The 17,165-nt window shown below is 40.0% G+C and carries 7 protein-coding genes; 3 read left to right on the top strand and 4 right to left on the bottom strand.

The annotated features are described in order from the left end of the window. The first annotated feature begins 279 nt into the window (after positions 1-279). Positions 280-7,317: an MA0829/MM1976 family S-layer protein gene (locus RE474_RS05900; RefSeq protein ID WP_309312039.1), complete on the top strand. Its 7,038-nt coding sequence runs from the start codon at positions 280-282 to the stop codon at positions 7,315-7,317. Between the two features lie 41 nt (positions 7,318-7,358). On the opposite strand, the gene RE474_RS05895 is transcribed toward RE474_RS05900, so the two are convergent. The 3 genes from RE474_RS05895 to RE474_RS05885 form a co-directional block, all read right to left on the bottom strand. Beyond that, on the bottom strand, positions 7,359-10,781 hold the full coding sequence (locus tag RE474_RS05895; protein ID WP_309312038.1) for a nitric oxide reductase activation protein NorD: 3,423 nt from the start codon (positions 10,779-10,781) through the stop codon (positions 7,359-7,361). 84 nt (positions 10,782-10,865) lie between these two features. After that, on the bottom strand, positions 10,866-11,696 hold the full coding sequence (locus RE474_RS05890; RefSeq protein WP_309312037.1) for a CbbQ/NirQ/NorQ/GpvN family protein: 831 nt from the start codon (positions 11,694-11,696) through the stop codon (positions 10,866-10,868). Positions 11,697-11,988: 292 nt separating this feature from the next. Then, positions 11,989-12,324 (bottom strand): PGF-CTERM sorting domain-containing protein, encoded by a 336-nt coding sequence (locus tag RE474_RS05885; RefSeq protein ID WP_309312036.1) that lies wholly within the window; start codon positions 12,322-12,324, stop codon positions 11,989-11,991. A 775-nt stretch (positions 12,325-13,099) separates the two neighbouring features. Between RE474_RS05885 and RE474_RS05880 the strand changes: the two genes are divergently transcribed. Continuing rightward, a complete protein-coding gene (locus RE474_RS05880) occupies positions 13,100-13,411 on the top strand; it encodes a metal-sulfur cluster assembly factor (RefSeq protein ID WP_309312035.1) in 312 nt (103 codons plus the stop codon). 86 nt (positions 13,412-13,497) lie between these two features. Here RE474_RS05880 and RE474_RS05875 read toward each other — a convergent pair whose 3' ends face one another. Next, a complete protein-coding gene (locus tag RE474_RS05875) occupies positions 13,498-14,094 on the bottom strand; it encodes a PGF-CTERM sorting domain-containing protein (RefSeq protein ID WP_309312034.1) in 597 nt (198 codons plus the stop codon). Positions 14,095-14,312: 218 nt separating this feature from the next. Here RE474_RS05875 and RE474_RS05870 point away from each other — a divergent pair, with 218 nt between their 5' ends. Next, positions 14,313-17,162: a cbb3-type cytochrome c oxidase subunit I gene (locus RE474_RS05870; protein WP_309312033.1), complete on the top strand. Its 2,850-nt coding sequence runs from the start codon at positions 14,313-14,315 to the stop codon at positions 17,160-17,162. Positions 17,163-17,165 lie beyond the last annotated feature (3 nt).

Below are 17,165 nucleotides of genomic sequence, written 5' to 3'. Positions count from 1 at the left end.
GACTATTCAGGATATGTGGAAGATCCACATATCTTTTATCTCATCTACTTTTCCTCTCTTTTTATGTTATTAATTACTGTACAACAACTTTCGGTTTGAGTTGACATTAGACCTTATTTCGGCAGTCTATTTCGTTTGGAAAGTCTGTAATATCATGTGGATATATGTTCTACATATATCTATGAATTTTTATTAATCATTTATTAAAATATGATTATTTAGTAAAATTAATATAGTGCCATACTTCATTCTTTCCAAGACTATAAGATAGGTGGTACTGTGAAAAATATTAGAATATTGTTTATTGAGCTTATGCTAATTTTAGCATTATTTAGTATAGGCATTGTAAATGCTGATGATAGTAATATTGAAGGATATGATCAAGTTAGTCTATCTGACATTGATGTTTCCGATATGACATTTGAGGAGAGAATGGTAACTCTTTCTAACTTAAAGATGTCTCTTGCTGAAAAAGAAAGAGACTATCAAGAACGTTCTATTCTTGCAGAAGATGGTTCTTTTATGCCGGAAACAGCTAGTGTACAAAGTGATATAGAGTTAAGCTCTATTTCTGATGAGCAATCGAGCTACACTTTTACATTGAATGGAAATGCAGAGATATTATGGAGCTACGAAAATACAGAGATGTATGAAGAAGTGGTTGTTGACATATCCGATGACGTAAACGATGATGGTATTTTTGATGTGGTTATTTTTGATAATGATATGCTCACCATGAGAAGCGGAAAAGATGGTTCTATCATCTGGCAAAAATATTATGGATATATCAGTTCTGTGATGACTCTTTATGATGATTTAAATTCAGATGGTGTAGCTGAATTAATCATCTGTTATGAGGATCATAACAGTGAAAATCAAGTAACGGTTTTTGTGGAGATACTGAGTGGTGAATCAGGAGATGTCTGGAAAGATAATTCTTTTGATATTACAAGAGATTCCAGTTATTTGTATGTTTACCCTTATTTTAATTATGATTTTTCAGATTTGAATGGTGATGGAACAGATGATGTAATTTTGTATTTATATTGTGACTATGAAACTGAAATCAATGGCGAATATGAATATGAGTATGAAACGACTTTGATTGCATTAGATTCATCGACATGTTTCAAAATTTGGGAAAATACGTTTGAAGGTGATGTAGAAGTAACTACAACCGATTTTACAGGTGACGGTGTAAATGATTTAATTTTTTATTCATATGATTATGAATATGATGACGATACTTGGACATATACTGACTATTACACTTTGCACCTAGTAAATGGATATGATGGCACACCATTTTTCAGTTACTCTACTATTGATTCATGGTTTACATACGAAATCGTAGATGATTGTGATGGGGATGGTCTTCCAGATATAATACTCGCAATAAATGGTAATCCTACACAGTTACGTATGTTAAAAGGAACAAATGGTGCTGAAATATGGAGCAATACATATTCATCCAACTTATGTGATATTCTAGCAATTGGCCAGGATATTGTAATAGGAACTGAAAGCGAAGTAATACTTTTAAGTTCGGTTGATGGTTCTGTGATTTGGACATCAGCATGTGATTATGAATATTATTGGTTCTCAACAGGATACGTGAATGATGATACAGTTGAGGATATTTATATGTTCACTGATGAATATTCCTACGACTATTCCTTATATGAATTTTCAATCAATACTTTGGATGGTTCCAATGGTAACCCTATCTGGGAATACGATGGTTTTTATGATGATAGTGGTGATGTATTTCTTGGTGCTGATATAAATGGTGACAATAAAGATGATGTTTTTATAACAAGTTTGGATTCCGTGGATACCACGGATTATATTGTTAACTTAAAAGTTCTAAGTGGAGCAGATGGAAGTCAATGTTGGTATGAGTCATATCCACTATCAATTGATATTTCGATTGATGAAACTGATGATAATCTGTATGTAGGTGTTTATTCGTGGGTAGACTCTGTTTCCGATTTGAATGGAGATTCTGTGATAGATCCTACTATAGAAATAGAGTATTACTTTAACTGGTATGATGAATCAACTTATGAATGGATATATTATGAAGGTGGAATATTTTCAGCTGTAGATGGAAATAATGGAAATGAACTATGGAATGCCCAATATTCTTCAGATGATTGGGTATATGCCCAGCTTGTTGGCTGGCTGGATTGCAATTCTGATAACATCGATGATATTTTCCTTGCCACTACAAAAGGAGTTTATGCGATAGTTGCAACCTCTAGTACAGGTGGACAGGCTCCAGTTGCTTCATTCTACGCGGATGCTACCAGTGGTGTAACACCAATTGAGGTGCAGTTTACTGACAGTTCAAGTGGTAATCCAACATCATGGTCATGGGACTTTGGTGATGGTGCAACTTCAACAGAGCAAAATCCTGCACATACGTATGATGTAGCTGGAAATTACTCCGTAATTCTGGATGTATCTAACAATTATGGTTCGGATTCTATAACTAAGACTAATTACATTAAAGTCATAGAGCCAAATGAGGAACCTGTGGCATCTATTACCAGTGTTTCCCCAAATCCTGCCACAGAAGGTGTATCTGTTTCATTCTCTGGAAGTGGTACTGACAATGATGGTACAGTGACAGGATACTACTGGACTTCAAGCATTGACGGGTATTTAAGTAGTTCATCCAGTTTTAGTACCAGTGCTCTTTCAGCAGGCACTCATACGATCTACTTCAAGGTTCAGGATGATGATGGAGAATGGTCCGATATCGTATCAGCTAGTTTAACTATAAACAGCGAATCATCTTCTTCAGATTCCTCGTCTGGTGCAGGAAATGCATATTTAGATATTAGAAGCCCAGTTTATACTGGTCCGTGTACATTCACAGCTGCAAACTTTGCTGGCTTCTGGTACGATATCGATGACGATATCGCTTCAGAAGTAATGGAAATAAGCGAAATCAATGACCGCACAATTCCTGCAGAAGCTCTGAGATATTCAGCAACAATTCAGCAGACAGAATACTCTGCTGATTTTGCGGCTGAGGCTATAGGTTCCTATCAATATACCTATCCTGTCATTGGTCTCTTTGCCGAGAAGTATGTTCCAACTGATGATAGTGATGCAGGAGAACTTGTAAAGCTCCTTCTGGACACTGATAACAAATACACTCTCAGGACAGGTTCTGCCCTTGAGCTTGCAGATGGCTATGAATTAACCGCCAAGCAGATCGATGTAGAAGGTACCAAGGTCTGGATGGAACTCTCCAAAGATGGTGAATTCGTAGAAGATGAAGTAATTGACGTATCAGGTGGTGAAGTAACATGGACCTATGACGTTGATATAGGTAATACTGACGATGTAATAGTCTTCAGGGTACTTGTAACTGACATATTCCAGGGTCAGGTGGACAGCCTAGTAGTAGTTGAAGGACTTTATCTCATAGATTTCGAAAATGTGCTCTATATAGATGTAGGTGATGAGTTTGGAGAGCTTGAAGTTAACAGTATTAGTACTTCAGTCGAGATGCTGAATTCAGCTCCAATAATCCTAAGTGTGGATAGTATTGTTGATCTAGCAGAAAATCTCAAATTCCGGGTTGCAGATGATAATGCACTTAGGTTCTACCTAATGGAAGAGTGCACAGAATCTGGATTATACACTATAAGGGGAGAACTTGCAACTGCTGAAAATATATGGACTCCTGCAAACTTTGCCGGCTTCTGGTATGATATCAATGATGATATTGGTTCCGAGCAACTTGCAGTAACAGAAATTTCAGGACGTGTAATTCCTGAGGGTACATTAAGATATAATGCTACAATTGTGCAGAATGAATATGCTGCCAATTTCGCTGCTGAAGGTGCTGGATACCAATATACATATCCTCTTATTGGTTTCTTAGGTGAAGATTATGTTTCTGTATCTGATTCAGCTCCTGACGAACTTGTAAAGCTCCTTGTTGATAATGATAACAAGTACACTCTTAGGACAGGTTCTGCCCTTGAGCTTGCAGGTGGCTATGAACTTACCGCCAAGCAGATCGATGTAGAAGGTGACAAGGTCTGGATGGAACTCTCCAAAGATGGTGAATTCATAGAAGATGCAGTAATCGATGTATTAAGCGGTGAAGCAACATGGACCTATGACACCGATGTTGGTAATACTGATGATGTAATAGTCTTCAGGTTACTTGTAACCGATGTATTCCAGGGTCAGGTGGACAGCCTAGTAGTAGTTGAAGGACTCTATCTCATAGATTACGAAAATGTGATCTATATAGATGCAGGTGACGAGTTTGGAGAGCTTGAAGTTGATAGCATCTCCAGTTCAACCATAGAAATGTACAATATTGGTACTATTATTCTCAGTATTGGTGATACAGTTGACATTGCAGAAGGCTTAAGCTTTAAAGTTGCAGATGATGATCTTTCATTGAGGTACTATCCATTTGTTGAAAAGTATTATTATGAAAGCAGTTCTGCTTCAGAAAACAATGAGGAACCTGTGGCATCTATTACCAGTGTTTCCCCAAATCCTGCCACAGAAGGTGTATCTGTTTCATTCTCTGGAAGTGGTACTGACAATGATGGTACAGTGACAGGATACTACTGGACTTCAAGCATTGACGGGTATTTAAGTAGTTCATCCAGTTTTAGTACCAGTGCTCTTTCAGCAGGCACTCATACGATCTACTTCAAGGTTCAGGATGATGATGGAGAATGGTCCGATATCGTATCAGCTAGTTTGACCATTTATGAGATTTCTAATGAAGCTCCAACAGCTAACATTACTTCAATATTACCAAACCCAACAATAGAAGGCACTCTAGTCTCTTTTGTTGGTAATGGAGTTGATAATGATGGTACTATCATTGGTTACAATTGGCGATCCACCATTGATGGTCAGTTGAGTACTTCTGCTGAATTTAGCACCAGTGCTCTTTCAGTTGGTACACATACAATTTACTTCAAGGTTCAGGACGATGATGGTGCCTGGTCACCTGAAGTAAGTGGAACCATTATAGTTGATGATGGTGCTCCTTTTGTCAACATCAGTGTTGGATTTGACAGCAATATAAGCGTGAACAATCCAGTTGATATAATACTCAACAGCAGTGATATGTATCCAGGTGTAACTGAATTCATTATTATGAATGGTTCAGGAAATACGGTTTTCACCAAAAATATGACCGAATACATAAGTACAGATGATTATCTATTAACCTGGAATGCAACTAATCAAACAGGTGAATCAGTTCCAAGTGGAACATATTACTTGAATCTGACAAGTTTTGATTTATATGGTCACTTCTCGTCAAAGGAAGTTCCAGTAGTTGTAGATAATACCATTCCTTCCATAGAAATTAACAGCATAAGTGGATCAAATACTGTAGATAAGATGGTTTACGCTAACTTGGAACTGTCAGTCAATGTCTCTGTTTCAGGCACTCCGGGAAATCCCAGTTCAGTCGATGTAATTCTATCCTCTAACTTCAGCAATTTTGAGATAACTTCAAGTGCTTTCAATGAAGATGGAAATTGGATTGGTTACTTCAATCTATCATCGATTCCCGATGATGGGGAATATTATGTAACAGTAGTTGCAGAAGATGGTGCAAAGAACACTAACTCCACAATATCAGATATCGTAGTAAATATAGACAGAGTTTCTCCATGCTTATATAGTTCAATCTCGATGATCGATGATTCACATGCCTATGTAAATGTAAGCAGCTCAGAATCATTAGAGTCGATTCCTGCTGTGACTGTCAATAGAAACAGTGTGAATATGGAGGCAAATGGGGATTATTGGAGTGGAATCTTCGAGCTTGATACTTCTAATGTTTACAATATCAATGTTATTGGTCAAGACATGGCAGGCAATCAGGCAATTGCTGAAACAGATTCCCATATTACTTTAGTGGAAGTTTCAGAAGGCAAAGGTTCCTTTGAATCAGGAAGTGGCTTAAAAATCAATTTCACAGCAAATGGTACTTTCAATGATACAATCATTGTAAGTGAGAGTACAAGTCCTTTCCTTGAACTCTCAAGTGGTTACATTGGTCTTTGTATATTGGATGTCCATCTTGGATCAGATATGAGCGACAACTTATTCAATGCAACTATATCTATTCCTGTGAATATCTCTATTATTCCCGAAGGTATGACTGCAGATGATGTTTCTATTTGCTACTTCAATGAAAGCACAGGTATTTGGGAAATCTATGATACTATAGTTGATACTATAGATGATACTGATTACTGGGTTGCAACGGTTGATCACTTCTCTATCTATGCAGCATTAGGAATCGATTCCGTAGCACCAGTTCTTGGAAGTGTAACTCCTTCTGAAGGTACTCCTTTTGTTGAAGGCACGACCTCAGTAGACATCCATTTCACATACGGAGATGATTGCACAGGAATAAACTTCAATTCAATTATCTTTTCAGTTGATGGTGTGGATTTAACTGATAGTGCAACGGTGACAACATCTGGTGTTTCATATACAGCTTCCGGACTTAGTGCTGGTTCTCACTCAACGTCTGTATATGTAACAGACAATGCAGGAAATCCTTCTTTATTCAGTACTTCATTCACAATAGCTTCCGGTTCCACCACCTACACAACTAACCCTTCCTCAGGTGGTGGCGGTGGTGGCGGTGGAACCACTGGTGAGGCATATGAAAATATTCTTGTAAAAGACGTAATAAGTATTTTCATCAACAAGGACTCTCACGTAAATTATGTGTTTACTGAAGAAGGAAACAGTATCACATCCGTCCAGTTCGATTCCCTGAAGAACTCCGGCACAATCTCTACTATTGTTGAAGTACTGAAGGATAGATCCTCATTTGCAGATGTTGATGCACCGGGTACTATCTACCAGCAGATGAACATCTGGGTTGGTAAATCCGGCTTCGTAACTCCTGAGAATGTTGAGAACCTGCTGATCACTTTCAAGGTTGAAAAGTCATGGCTTGAAGAGAATAACATCGAAGCAAGCACAGTATATCTCTACAGATATTCAGATGGTTCATGGAATGCACTTCCAACTTCTATAACAGGGGAAGACGATGAATTTGTTTACTTAGAGAGTGAAACCCCCGGATTCTCTCCTTTTGCAATAGGTTCAGAAGCAGAAGCTACTGAGATTGTTGAAGAGGATAGTCTTATGTCAGTTGAGGATACAACTGTAGAAAATAATGCTAATAAAGAAGCTCCTGAATCATCTAGCAGTTCTACAGGTATTCTGGCAATACTGGGAGGTATTTCCGTCCTGTTAGTAGGTGCATTTATTGTGTACAAAAAACGGAGTTAAATCTCCGTTCAATTTTCTTTTTTTGGATAATTTGACTAATTTCATGTTGTCAGTCTCTTATACAAAAGCGGCAGCATTTCCGGTAACATCAATACATCATCAATGATTGTGTAACCAACATCAGAAAATATGTTGTTGAGGTATTCTCCCGGATTTTTATCCACAGTTATGCAGAAGAAGTGCATTCCACGATTTTTTCCTTCAGAGATTGCCATTCGGGTGTCTTCCTGTGCAATGTCGCCCTGGTATGAATCCTCACCTCTGGCTCTGTCATAGGGCTCACCGTCAGACAATAAAACCAGCATTTTAGTCCTTGAACCGGCTTTTTCCAGTTTCTTAATTGAATGGCGAATAGCTGGTCCGAGACGTGTGTTGGATTCGGATGCCAGTATGCTCATTCTCCTTGCAACATCATCTGAGAATCTCTCATCGAATTCTTTGATCTTGAAGTATTCAACGTTATCTTTGCTTTTTCCTGAGAATGCATAGATGGCATACTTGTCACCAATGCTCTCAAGTGCCTGGCTCATTATTATCAATGCATCCTTCTCCACATCCAGTATGCTTCTGCCATCCATTCCAAGTATCTTGCGTGTGGAGGCGCTCACATCCATTAGGAACAGGGTTGCAACATCTCTCTCCTGTTTGTCCCAACTGATGTACATTCCTTCATCAGGATTTGCTCCGCATTTTTTTGTTATCAGGGATTCTGTGTAAGCATCAATATCAATTTCAGTACCGTCATTCTGTCCTTTCCTCCGATGGAATGCTTCCGGTTTCATAAGGCTGAAAGTGTGCCTGAGAAGTGAGATCTCATTACCATAGCGTTCCATTGCTTTTTTGTAATGGGCAGTGCTCCCTCCACTGGGTTCCATTTCATTGACGGTGCTCCACTCCGAACGATAATCGTTGATGTTACTGTCCCATTCATCATATTTGTAACTGCCAAGCACGCGCCAGTTATTTTCCAGAGGTTGTGTGGGTTTATCGGTAGCCTGCTCCTTTGGTCTTTCTTCATCGGCAGTAAGGTCAGCTTCAGTTTCCGGGATGAAGTTCTTGATGACATTTTCGTATGGTTTTGTCATCATTGGGTCAGTTTGCCCTGTTGCACCGACATCCATCCCACGATATGCGATATTTTTGATCATTCTGTAGTTGATCTCATCAAGTGGTCCAAGTTTGTCATCCAGAGAACAGTATATTTCAGAAGCCAGCTTGAAGGTTGAAATAGTGCTGGATTCCGTAGTGAACAACATGTTTTTGAATTTATCTTGCAGACCATTCAGAATTCCAGTTAGAATTTCATTTAGTCTGAGTTCAGAACCTGGCTCATGTCCTGTGGATATCCACAGCAATCCTTCCATGAACTTCTCAAGTTCGTCTTCAGGGATCTCTCTTACTAAAAGCATCTTGTACCGTACTTCTTCAAGGTCAGCACGAACTCCCCTGTAGTGCTCCATTATCATATACTCGACACGCGCATCTTCCAGTATTCCAAAGATGGTTGCGGCAAGTATCTGGTTTGGAAAAAGTGAGAGCAAGTCCACAAGATCAATATTTTCATCATCTTGTTTATAATCGGAATTTGCAGGAGGATATCTTTCTATGATATTTTGTTCCAGTTCATTCAACTTTTCCGGTTCAACATCCAGCGAACTGTAGCGTGCATGTCCAACTTCATGCATCACACTGAGCTTGTAGATCTTGAAATTGTCCTCTATGTTCTCATAAACTCCCATCTTTGGTGCGAGGTAGATCGTATTGCCTGCAATTATGGGGTTCATGCCCTTAACTTCTATCTGCAAAGGCAAGGCTGCCATGGAACGTATGATGAAATTGCTGCCTGAAAGACCGAGGGCATAGTATCTCAGAATGTTAGCAACTTTTTTTAGAGCTACAGCACCGGTGAGTTCTTCCACAAGTTCCCTGGAGCTTTTTGATTCAAGTGAAAAATAGGCTTTTCCGGCAGGCTGTTTCCCTTCTGCCGCTTCCAGTCCTTTAAGTGTCCACTCTTCCAGCTCTTCCATGTCCAGTTTTTCAAGAAGGCCGGGTGAGTTAGCAAAGAAATCCAGTGCAAGTTTCCTGTCTTTTCCGTAAACTCTGTTTCCTATGTTCGCCCATTTATCAGCATTCTCAGGTTTGTTCTTCTCTGAAAAGTTCCCTAAATTGGCAAAGAATGTACTGGCAAGAGCTCCTTCTTTTTGAAGAAGCTTATCAGCTATGCCTAATATTTCTTCATGCAGTTGAAGTGGTATTTTTGATAAAGATGCAACCGATCTTTCGTAGTATTCTCTGGCACTATCCGGGTCTTGTAATGCGATGCCTTCTCCAATCTCTGTCCAGATGGAGAACATATCTTTGCCAAGAATGTTGTGGGCGGCTGAAGCATTCTCAAAATAGCTTTCAAGACATTCGGCTTGGATGTCTGCAAGTTTGATTCCTGCATCTACGATTGCTGCTCTTATCTTATGAGTGGTATTTTCGTATTTTCCAAGTGCAAAGGCCGCTGTTATAAACTGCCTTAGAGCATCTTTATTTTTTATTAATTCCCTGCTTCCTTTGTCTATCCATTCCAATGCTTCGGAAAGTTCCAGCGTATCAATGTGCTGGGAGTATGTTTTTAGGAAATAACTTGCACTTTTTTTATCTTCATTTGCAAGATTACAGGTGGAATCAATTAGTTTTGTCAGCTTTTCATCATCTGTTTTTTCCACAATTATTCCTGCATTTCTGAATAATGCCATTGTGACAAGTTCTCCGCATTCCAATGTTTCTTTCATAGAAACAAGGAGCTTTTTCCTTTTCTGAGGTGGAATTTCGGCTAATATCTTTTCAGTGATATCGATAAGTTCAATGCCTGTAAGCCAGTGTATGCTACTGATTTTTTCTACGATCTCACAGTAGGTTGCAAAGTCAGTTTCATCAATTACAGAACTTAGCTGTAGCAGATGTTCAAAATAGGCTTCTGCAACTTTTGTGTTGATTTTTCCAAGCTCACTTCCATGAGAGACCAGTTTCAGGAATCTTTCAGGTTCTGTTGTGACAACAACTTTTCCTGTGTATTTGAAATAGGCTATAGCTATCCATTTGTTCTGTTCTGATAGTTCAATTCCTCTCAGGGTCCATTTTTCGAGAAGTTCAAATCCACCTTTATTAATTATGTCAGGTGATGAGTCGAAGAATCCTTCACAACATGAAATGCTAAGCAGCGATACTTTTCTTGCAAGCTCAAGCCAGTTGTTGAACTCATCTTTTCCAAGAGCTTTGTATACTCCGGGTGCTGCCCCAAGATAAGCAATGAGGATTCTTTTTCCTCTTTTTTGTGCACCTTTTCCTGCGTGGAGTATAATTTCCAGTGCATTCTCATCAAGATTGTCAAATCCTGTTGCAAGCTTAGAAACCAGTGGACTTTCCAGTGATGGGAAATTGGATAATATAAGTCCTGTAATTTTTTCAGTACTCATAGATTCTCTTTTTTCAGAGTTGTGGGTTGGCGTGCAGATTCACTCCAGTACTCATTTATTCCCGCTATTCGTCAATCCCTATATTTATCCCATAATCGCTGCAATGATCTCATCAATACTTCTTTGCAGATCCTGATTATCAGTAATAGGCTGCGACATTGCTATTTTGCAGGCTTCTTTTGCTTCGATGCCTTCCTTGATGAGCTTGCCTGCGTAGATGAGCAGACGTGTGCTTACACCTTCTTCAAGACCGTGGTGTTTGAAGTTCCTGATGCTCTGACCGATTTCAACGAGCCTGGCTGCTGTTTGCTCGTCTACATGTGTCTCATGAGCTACAATCTGCTTTTCCAGTTCTGCAGGAGGATAATCGAATTCAATGGCAACGAATCTCTGTCTGGTGCTCTGTTTCATGTCCTTGACAATGCTCTGGTAGCCGGGGTTGTATGAAACCGAGAGCATGAACTCATCAGGTGCTTTTACAATAACTCCAAGTTTATCAATAGGGATTATGCGCCTGTCATCGGTTAGCGGGTGAATGACTACTATGGTATCTTTTCTGGCTTCGACAACTTCATCGAGGTAGCAGATAGCACCGCTTTTAACGGCTTTTGTGAGAGGTCCGTCACTCCATTCCACGTTCTCGCCTTTGATAAGAAATCTTCCCACAAGGTCGGTTGCTGTGAGGTCCTCGTGGCAGGCAATTGTAATCAGAGGGCGCTGTAATTTCCATGCCATGTATTCCATGAACCGTGTTTTTCCACAACCTGTCGGTCCTTTGAGGTTTACCGGAAGTTTGTTCCTGTAAGCAGCTATAAAAATCTCCACTTCGTTGCCTACTGGTACGTAATAAGGTTCTTCAGTAATCAGATATTCATCAACCGGCAGTTCCTCGGATAAAGCGCATTTCATTGCCATAGCAATTCTCCTCTTATGGTAGTATCTATCCTTTTCTGGTTTAAATGTACTGTGCAGGAAGAGTTTCTGTATTCCAGATCAGATATGAATGTGTGCACTATTTCAGACTACAGAACAATTCAGTAGGGATATGTTGTCATCTACGGATATTAAAAAAAAGCTCTGAAAAAGCTATGGTTCTATGTCTGTTATTTTTACTTCTGATTGATAAAAGATAAACGGGTCCATAAGGACCTGTTCAATTTTAAAATTAGAATAAATATCGTTTCAGAACGATGTTATATCTTTCGTCTCATCTTCTTCTTTTCAGGTATGTGAGTGCTGCTATGCCTGCTATTGCAAAGGTAATTTCAAATCCCGGAGACTTAGCATCGGATGTTTCCTCACTAGCAGTTTCTTCTTCCACCATTGTTTCGGGATAGTCATTGGGATCACCTGGAGATGTCAGGGCATTGATCTCTTCAATGTTTGAGAATCCATCTTCATCTGAATCGTTATTTTCTATTGATGCAAAATCCAAGCCACTTGCCAGTACATCTGCACCGTAAGGTGTCAAAGTTGAATCTCCATGACATATGCTACACGAATCAAGATCAGTACCACTTAAATTATATGTTTCGTTGAACATTCCGAGTGCTGCAGGTGTTGCTGATGTGATACTTATGCCTGCTAATGTTGCTACTACTACTAACAGTAATGAAATGCTTATTCGTTTATATTTTATGTTCAGACCCCCAAAAGTGTTTAACTAGTAAACTGTTGCTTTTTAATTATTTATTGTTTTTCATGTAGATGCTATTAGTTTAACTGGAATAATCATAAAACCATAAGCAACAGAATATCTAATTATTTCTTCAAACGATTTTTCTAATAAAGAATCGTAGTTGTAAATTTAAATGTGAGTTTAACCTCGAACCAAGGCTGAAAATAATCAAAAAAGACTCTATAAATTGAAAAAACAAGGTATTTTTGTTCTGATTAAAGGAGTATAGTTTCAACTCACCATGATACTCCAGTTGCTAATGTTTATAGTAACTATGTACAAATGCTGCGTTTATTTAAGATTAATATAACCTGCAGCTAACCCCATGGCAACTATCATTGCGATATATAGGAGAATTACAAGCATAATTCCCATGGTGCTTGACTTGCCATTGTCACTCATATGTACCATATAATACGGTGTCAAACATTGTATTAATATTTTGTCAAATTAGTTTTTTATTAAAATATACGAAGAATATTATGAGAAAATGATCTGTGATATTTGCTATCTGCCAACTTTCTGAATTGCAGGAACGGATATCAGTTTTCCATTTCCTCTCACAAACGTCTTTATAGCATGCTGGATAAAATTCTAATCAGGGATTGGCCAACAAATAACTGAACAGGGAGTGGTAGCTATGGTCACAGAGGAAGAAGTAATGGACGTTCTCCGGGAGTGCTATGACCCCGAGATACCGATAAACATTGTGGACCTGGGTTTTGTTAGAGATATAGAGATAGAAGGTGACAGTGTTCACATCAAACTAACCCTCACAAGTCCCGGCTGTCCGATGTACAGGACAATAGGTGATGATGTCAGACAGAAGGTTCTGGGCATTGAAGGTGTAAGGGATGTTGAGGTCGAGTTCGTCTTTGATACTCAGTGGACCCCGGACGAGATGTCGGATAAGGCAAAAAAGAAAATGGGTTTTGATGAAAAAGAAGGATGAGTTCCGAATGAGGAACTTCAAAATTAGGGCCGCATAAAAATAAATTGTTAGTTCTGATGGCATATAATGCCACAGAACCTTCCCGATTACTTTCGCTTATTCAGATATATCACGGATAGTATTCCAGCAATTGCAAAAATAGCCTCAAATCCAGGAGATTGTGCATCTGATGAAGTTTCATTGTTCATCTCTTCCATGTCCTCTGTTTCCTCTTCTACCTCTACATCTTCTGTTTCTTCTTCCATATCCTCTATCTCAGTTTCCTCTGATTCATCCTGTTCCTCTACACTTTCATTGGCAGTCGTATCTGTTTCATTTACAATTGGTTCAGATATCGTCACCGCTGTGACCTCAGGATAATCGCTGGAATCTCCCGGGAATGTCAGAGCCTCTATCTCTTCAATATTGGTGAACCCATCACCATCTGAATCAAGATCCTCTATTGATGCAAAGTTCCTTCCGCTCCCAGAATATGCCCTTCCATAGGAATCGAGCGAACCACCGTTCGGTCCGGAGTGGCAGACATCACATGAATCCAGTACCGTACCAGAGGTATCATATTGTTGATTGAAACTGCTCAGAAATCTGGATTCTGCTGATGCCACAGATGCACAGGCCAGAGTTATCGCTACAAGTAAAAATACAACTATAATTTTTCTGTCTTTTATATTATCACCCCACATTTCAATATTAATATGCTGATAGCCTTGTATTTAAGTCTGTTTATGTTCTGATGTGTAACCTCAAACCACATAGTCGCATCACATCGTTTTTCATTTGATTGCACAATATTCTTTTTAGATAGGAATAAATAGTATCACCTTAACAAATTTATGTGGGATATTTCAAGGGGTTTATGATTTGAAAAACTCTTTTGAATTTCTATCGGGGAGGTTATAGATTGGAGTCTGAAAGTAATCTGCAGGATGATGGCGTTCCGTCATCACAAAATGAACACAAGGCAAACGATATAAGGGACGAACTTGCCGGAGACAAATTTCTGGAAGGCGACGATGCGGTAAAATACTGGTTTATAGGATCATTATTATGGTTCCCGATATTTGCCACACTGGGATTTATACTTGCGATTAAATTCTTCCAGCCCTATTTCTTAAGTGATGCGGCTTTCCTTACATTTGGCAGGATAAGGCCTGCTCATGTCAACGGTGTGCTTTTTGGATTCGTTTCATCGGCTCTGATAGGTGGTATGTTCTGGGCTATTCCACGACTTGTAAACACTAAAATATATAGTGCCAGACTCGCCAAGATATCCGCTGTACTCTGGAACTTCGCTCTTCTGGCAGGAATACTGATGATCCTCTTCCTTGGTGATACACAGGGAAGGGAATATGCAGAACTTCCATGGTCCATCGATGTTCTTATAATGATTACATTGCTGTTGATACTCTACAACATCCTGTCCACTTTCGGACGCAGGACCGAGAAAAAACTCTATGTTTCTACCTGGTACTACACAGGTACATTCATCTGGTTCCCGATTGTCTATTTTGTTGGTAATGTCATGTGGAACCCACCGTCCGGTGCACTTCAGGGTATTACTGATTCCATATTCAACTGGTACTATGGACACAATGTTCTTGGACTCTGGTTCACCACTCTTGGAATAGGTACATGGTACTATGCAGTCCCACGTATCATTAACAGACCTCTTTACAGTCACCTTCTTTCGGTTATAAGTTTCTTTACCATCGCTTTCTTCTACACAGGTGTAGGTGGTCATCATCTGCTGCAAACAGCAATACCTGAATGGGTGAAGACTATCGCAGTTGTCATGAGCATTCTGATGCTTGTGCCTGTGGTTACTTTTGCAGTCAATCTGGGTATGACCCTCAGGGGTTCATGGGATACTTTCACAAAGGACATTCCTTTCAGATTCATAGTCACAGGTTTCTTCTTCTATGTTCTCACTTCCATCCAGGGAGCTTATCAGGGTCTGAGAAGCACCAATTCATTCCTGCATTTCTCACAGTGGACAGTGGGACATGCCCATCTGGCAATACTTGGAGGTTTTGGTTTCCTGGCAGTGGGAATGATGTACTGGTTGATACCTAAGATAACAAGGACGAAGATATACAGTGACAGGCTCATGAGCATAAGCTGGTGGCTTGCACTCATAGGATTTACCGGTTTTTTCCTGTCCATGACAATAGCAGGACTGGTAGCCAATTCAGCATGGTTCCAGAATATCACCGTAGCTCCTGTTCTAAAGCTACTGCAGTTCTGGTATGTTACCAGAGCCATGGGCGGCGGGCTGGTCGTGGTAGCAGGATATGTGTTTGCATATAACACCCTGCTGACATTTACACATTCAAAGGAGCCTCATGTTGAGGAGAATATCTTCAGTATATCCTCTGAACAAAGCTCCAGGCCACATTCATCATTACAAAAAAGGTCCCAACATGCTATGAGCATGCCTGTTATAGTATTCGGCGGGCTGGCTCTCTTCCTTCTGATGACCTGGATGGTGGTTGCTATGCCGGCACTTAATCTTGATACCGTAAATGCCACGGACATGGCACATCCATATACCGTAGATGAAGAAAAGGGAAGAGTAATCTATACAGAAATGGGTTGTTTCTATTGTCATTCACAATTTGTAAGACCACAGGACTGGGCTATCGGAAGAATATCCGAACAGGGTGATTACTACTATGACTCTCCTCATCTGCTGGGTACGGAGCGTACAGGTCCGGACCTGTCCCAGATAGGGGGAATGAGGCCTACAGGCTGGCATTACCTGCATGACAGGGATGCAAGAACCACAAGCCCGAGTTCTATTATGCCTCCATTCGACTTCCTCACAGATACTGAACTTGATCAGCTGGTTGCGTATATCCAGAATCTTGGAACATACAATCTTGATGAGATGAGTTTCCATCCTGAAGTGCCGTATGAATATCAGGGCAAAGATCAGCCTTATGCAAGCTATATGTCTGCTGCCATGATGAATTATAATTCAAGTGACCAGACATATACAGGAGATCAGGCTACAGGTGAGGAATTTGCCGCTGTATTTGAAGAAGGTAAGAAAACCTACACACAACGTTGTCTGACATGTCATGGATGTTCAGGAAATGCACAGGGCCCATATGCAAGACATGTTGTGACCCAACCTGCCAATCTTCATGAGAGGATACTGAGCTATATGCCGGAGCCAGGGGATTCCTATCATTTCTGGCGTGTAAGCGAAGGTGTTCCTGGTACAGCAATGCCAAGCTGGAAACTGAGCATGAACGAGACTGAAATCTGGATGACGAATTTCTATGAGATGAGCTTTGCAACAGGTTCCATCAGGACCGTTAGCGGTGATGTGTCCGATGCCGAAGCAATTAATTTCTCGAACCAGACACATATCACCCCACCTATCGAGGGAACACAGGAACAGTTTGAGACAGGGCAGAATCTCTTTAACCTGTACTGTTCCCAGTGTCACGGTGTTGAAGGACAGGGGGATGGTGTTGCCTCTATTCTGAGTTCGGGAGGATATATCAATCCGGAGCCTGCAAATTTCACAGAATCCGGTGGTGATTTCCAATACTACGGACAATATGTCTGGAAGGTAAAAGAGGGTGTGGAGACCACTAATATGCCTCCATGGAAGTATGCTCTCAGTGATGAGGAGGTATACATGACGATATTCTATATCCAGAATTTCGCCACAACAGATGATTACAATGCAAAGTGGGGTCCATTGTATGAAAGTGACTATGCAAGAAATATGAGGAGCTGATAT

Origin of the sequence: Methanolobus sediminis (assembly GCF_031312595.1) — an archaeon.
Taxonomy (GTDB): Archaea; Halobacteriota; Methanosarcinia; order Methanosarcinales; family Methanosarcinaceae; genus Methanolobus; species Methanolobus sediminis.
Note: the sequence above shows the minus strand (reverse complement) of the source record. Positions and strands in the feature narration are given on the sequence as shown.

Coding starts and splice junctions, on each gene's coding strand:
- RE474_RS05880 (WP_309312035.1), top strand. CDS start 13,100: ATGGTCACAGAGGAAGAAGTAATGGACGTTCTCCGGGAGTGCTATGAC.
- RE474_RS05890 (WP_309312037.1), bottom strand. CDS start 11,696: ATGGCAATGAAATGCGCTTTATCCGAGGAACTGCCGGTTGATGAATAT.
- RE474_RS05875 (WP_309312034.1), bottom strand. CDS start 14,094: ATGTGGGGTGATAATATAAAAGACAGAAAAATTATAGTTGTATTTTTA.
- RE474_RS05885 (WP_309312036.1), bottom strand. CDS start 12,324: ATGTTCAACGAAACATATAATTTAAGTGGTACTGATCTTGATTCGTGT.
- RE474_RS05895 (WP_309312038.1), bottom strand. CDS start 10,781: ATGAGTACTGAAAAAATTACAGGACTTATATTATCCAATTTCCCATCA.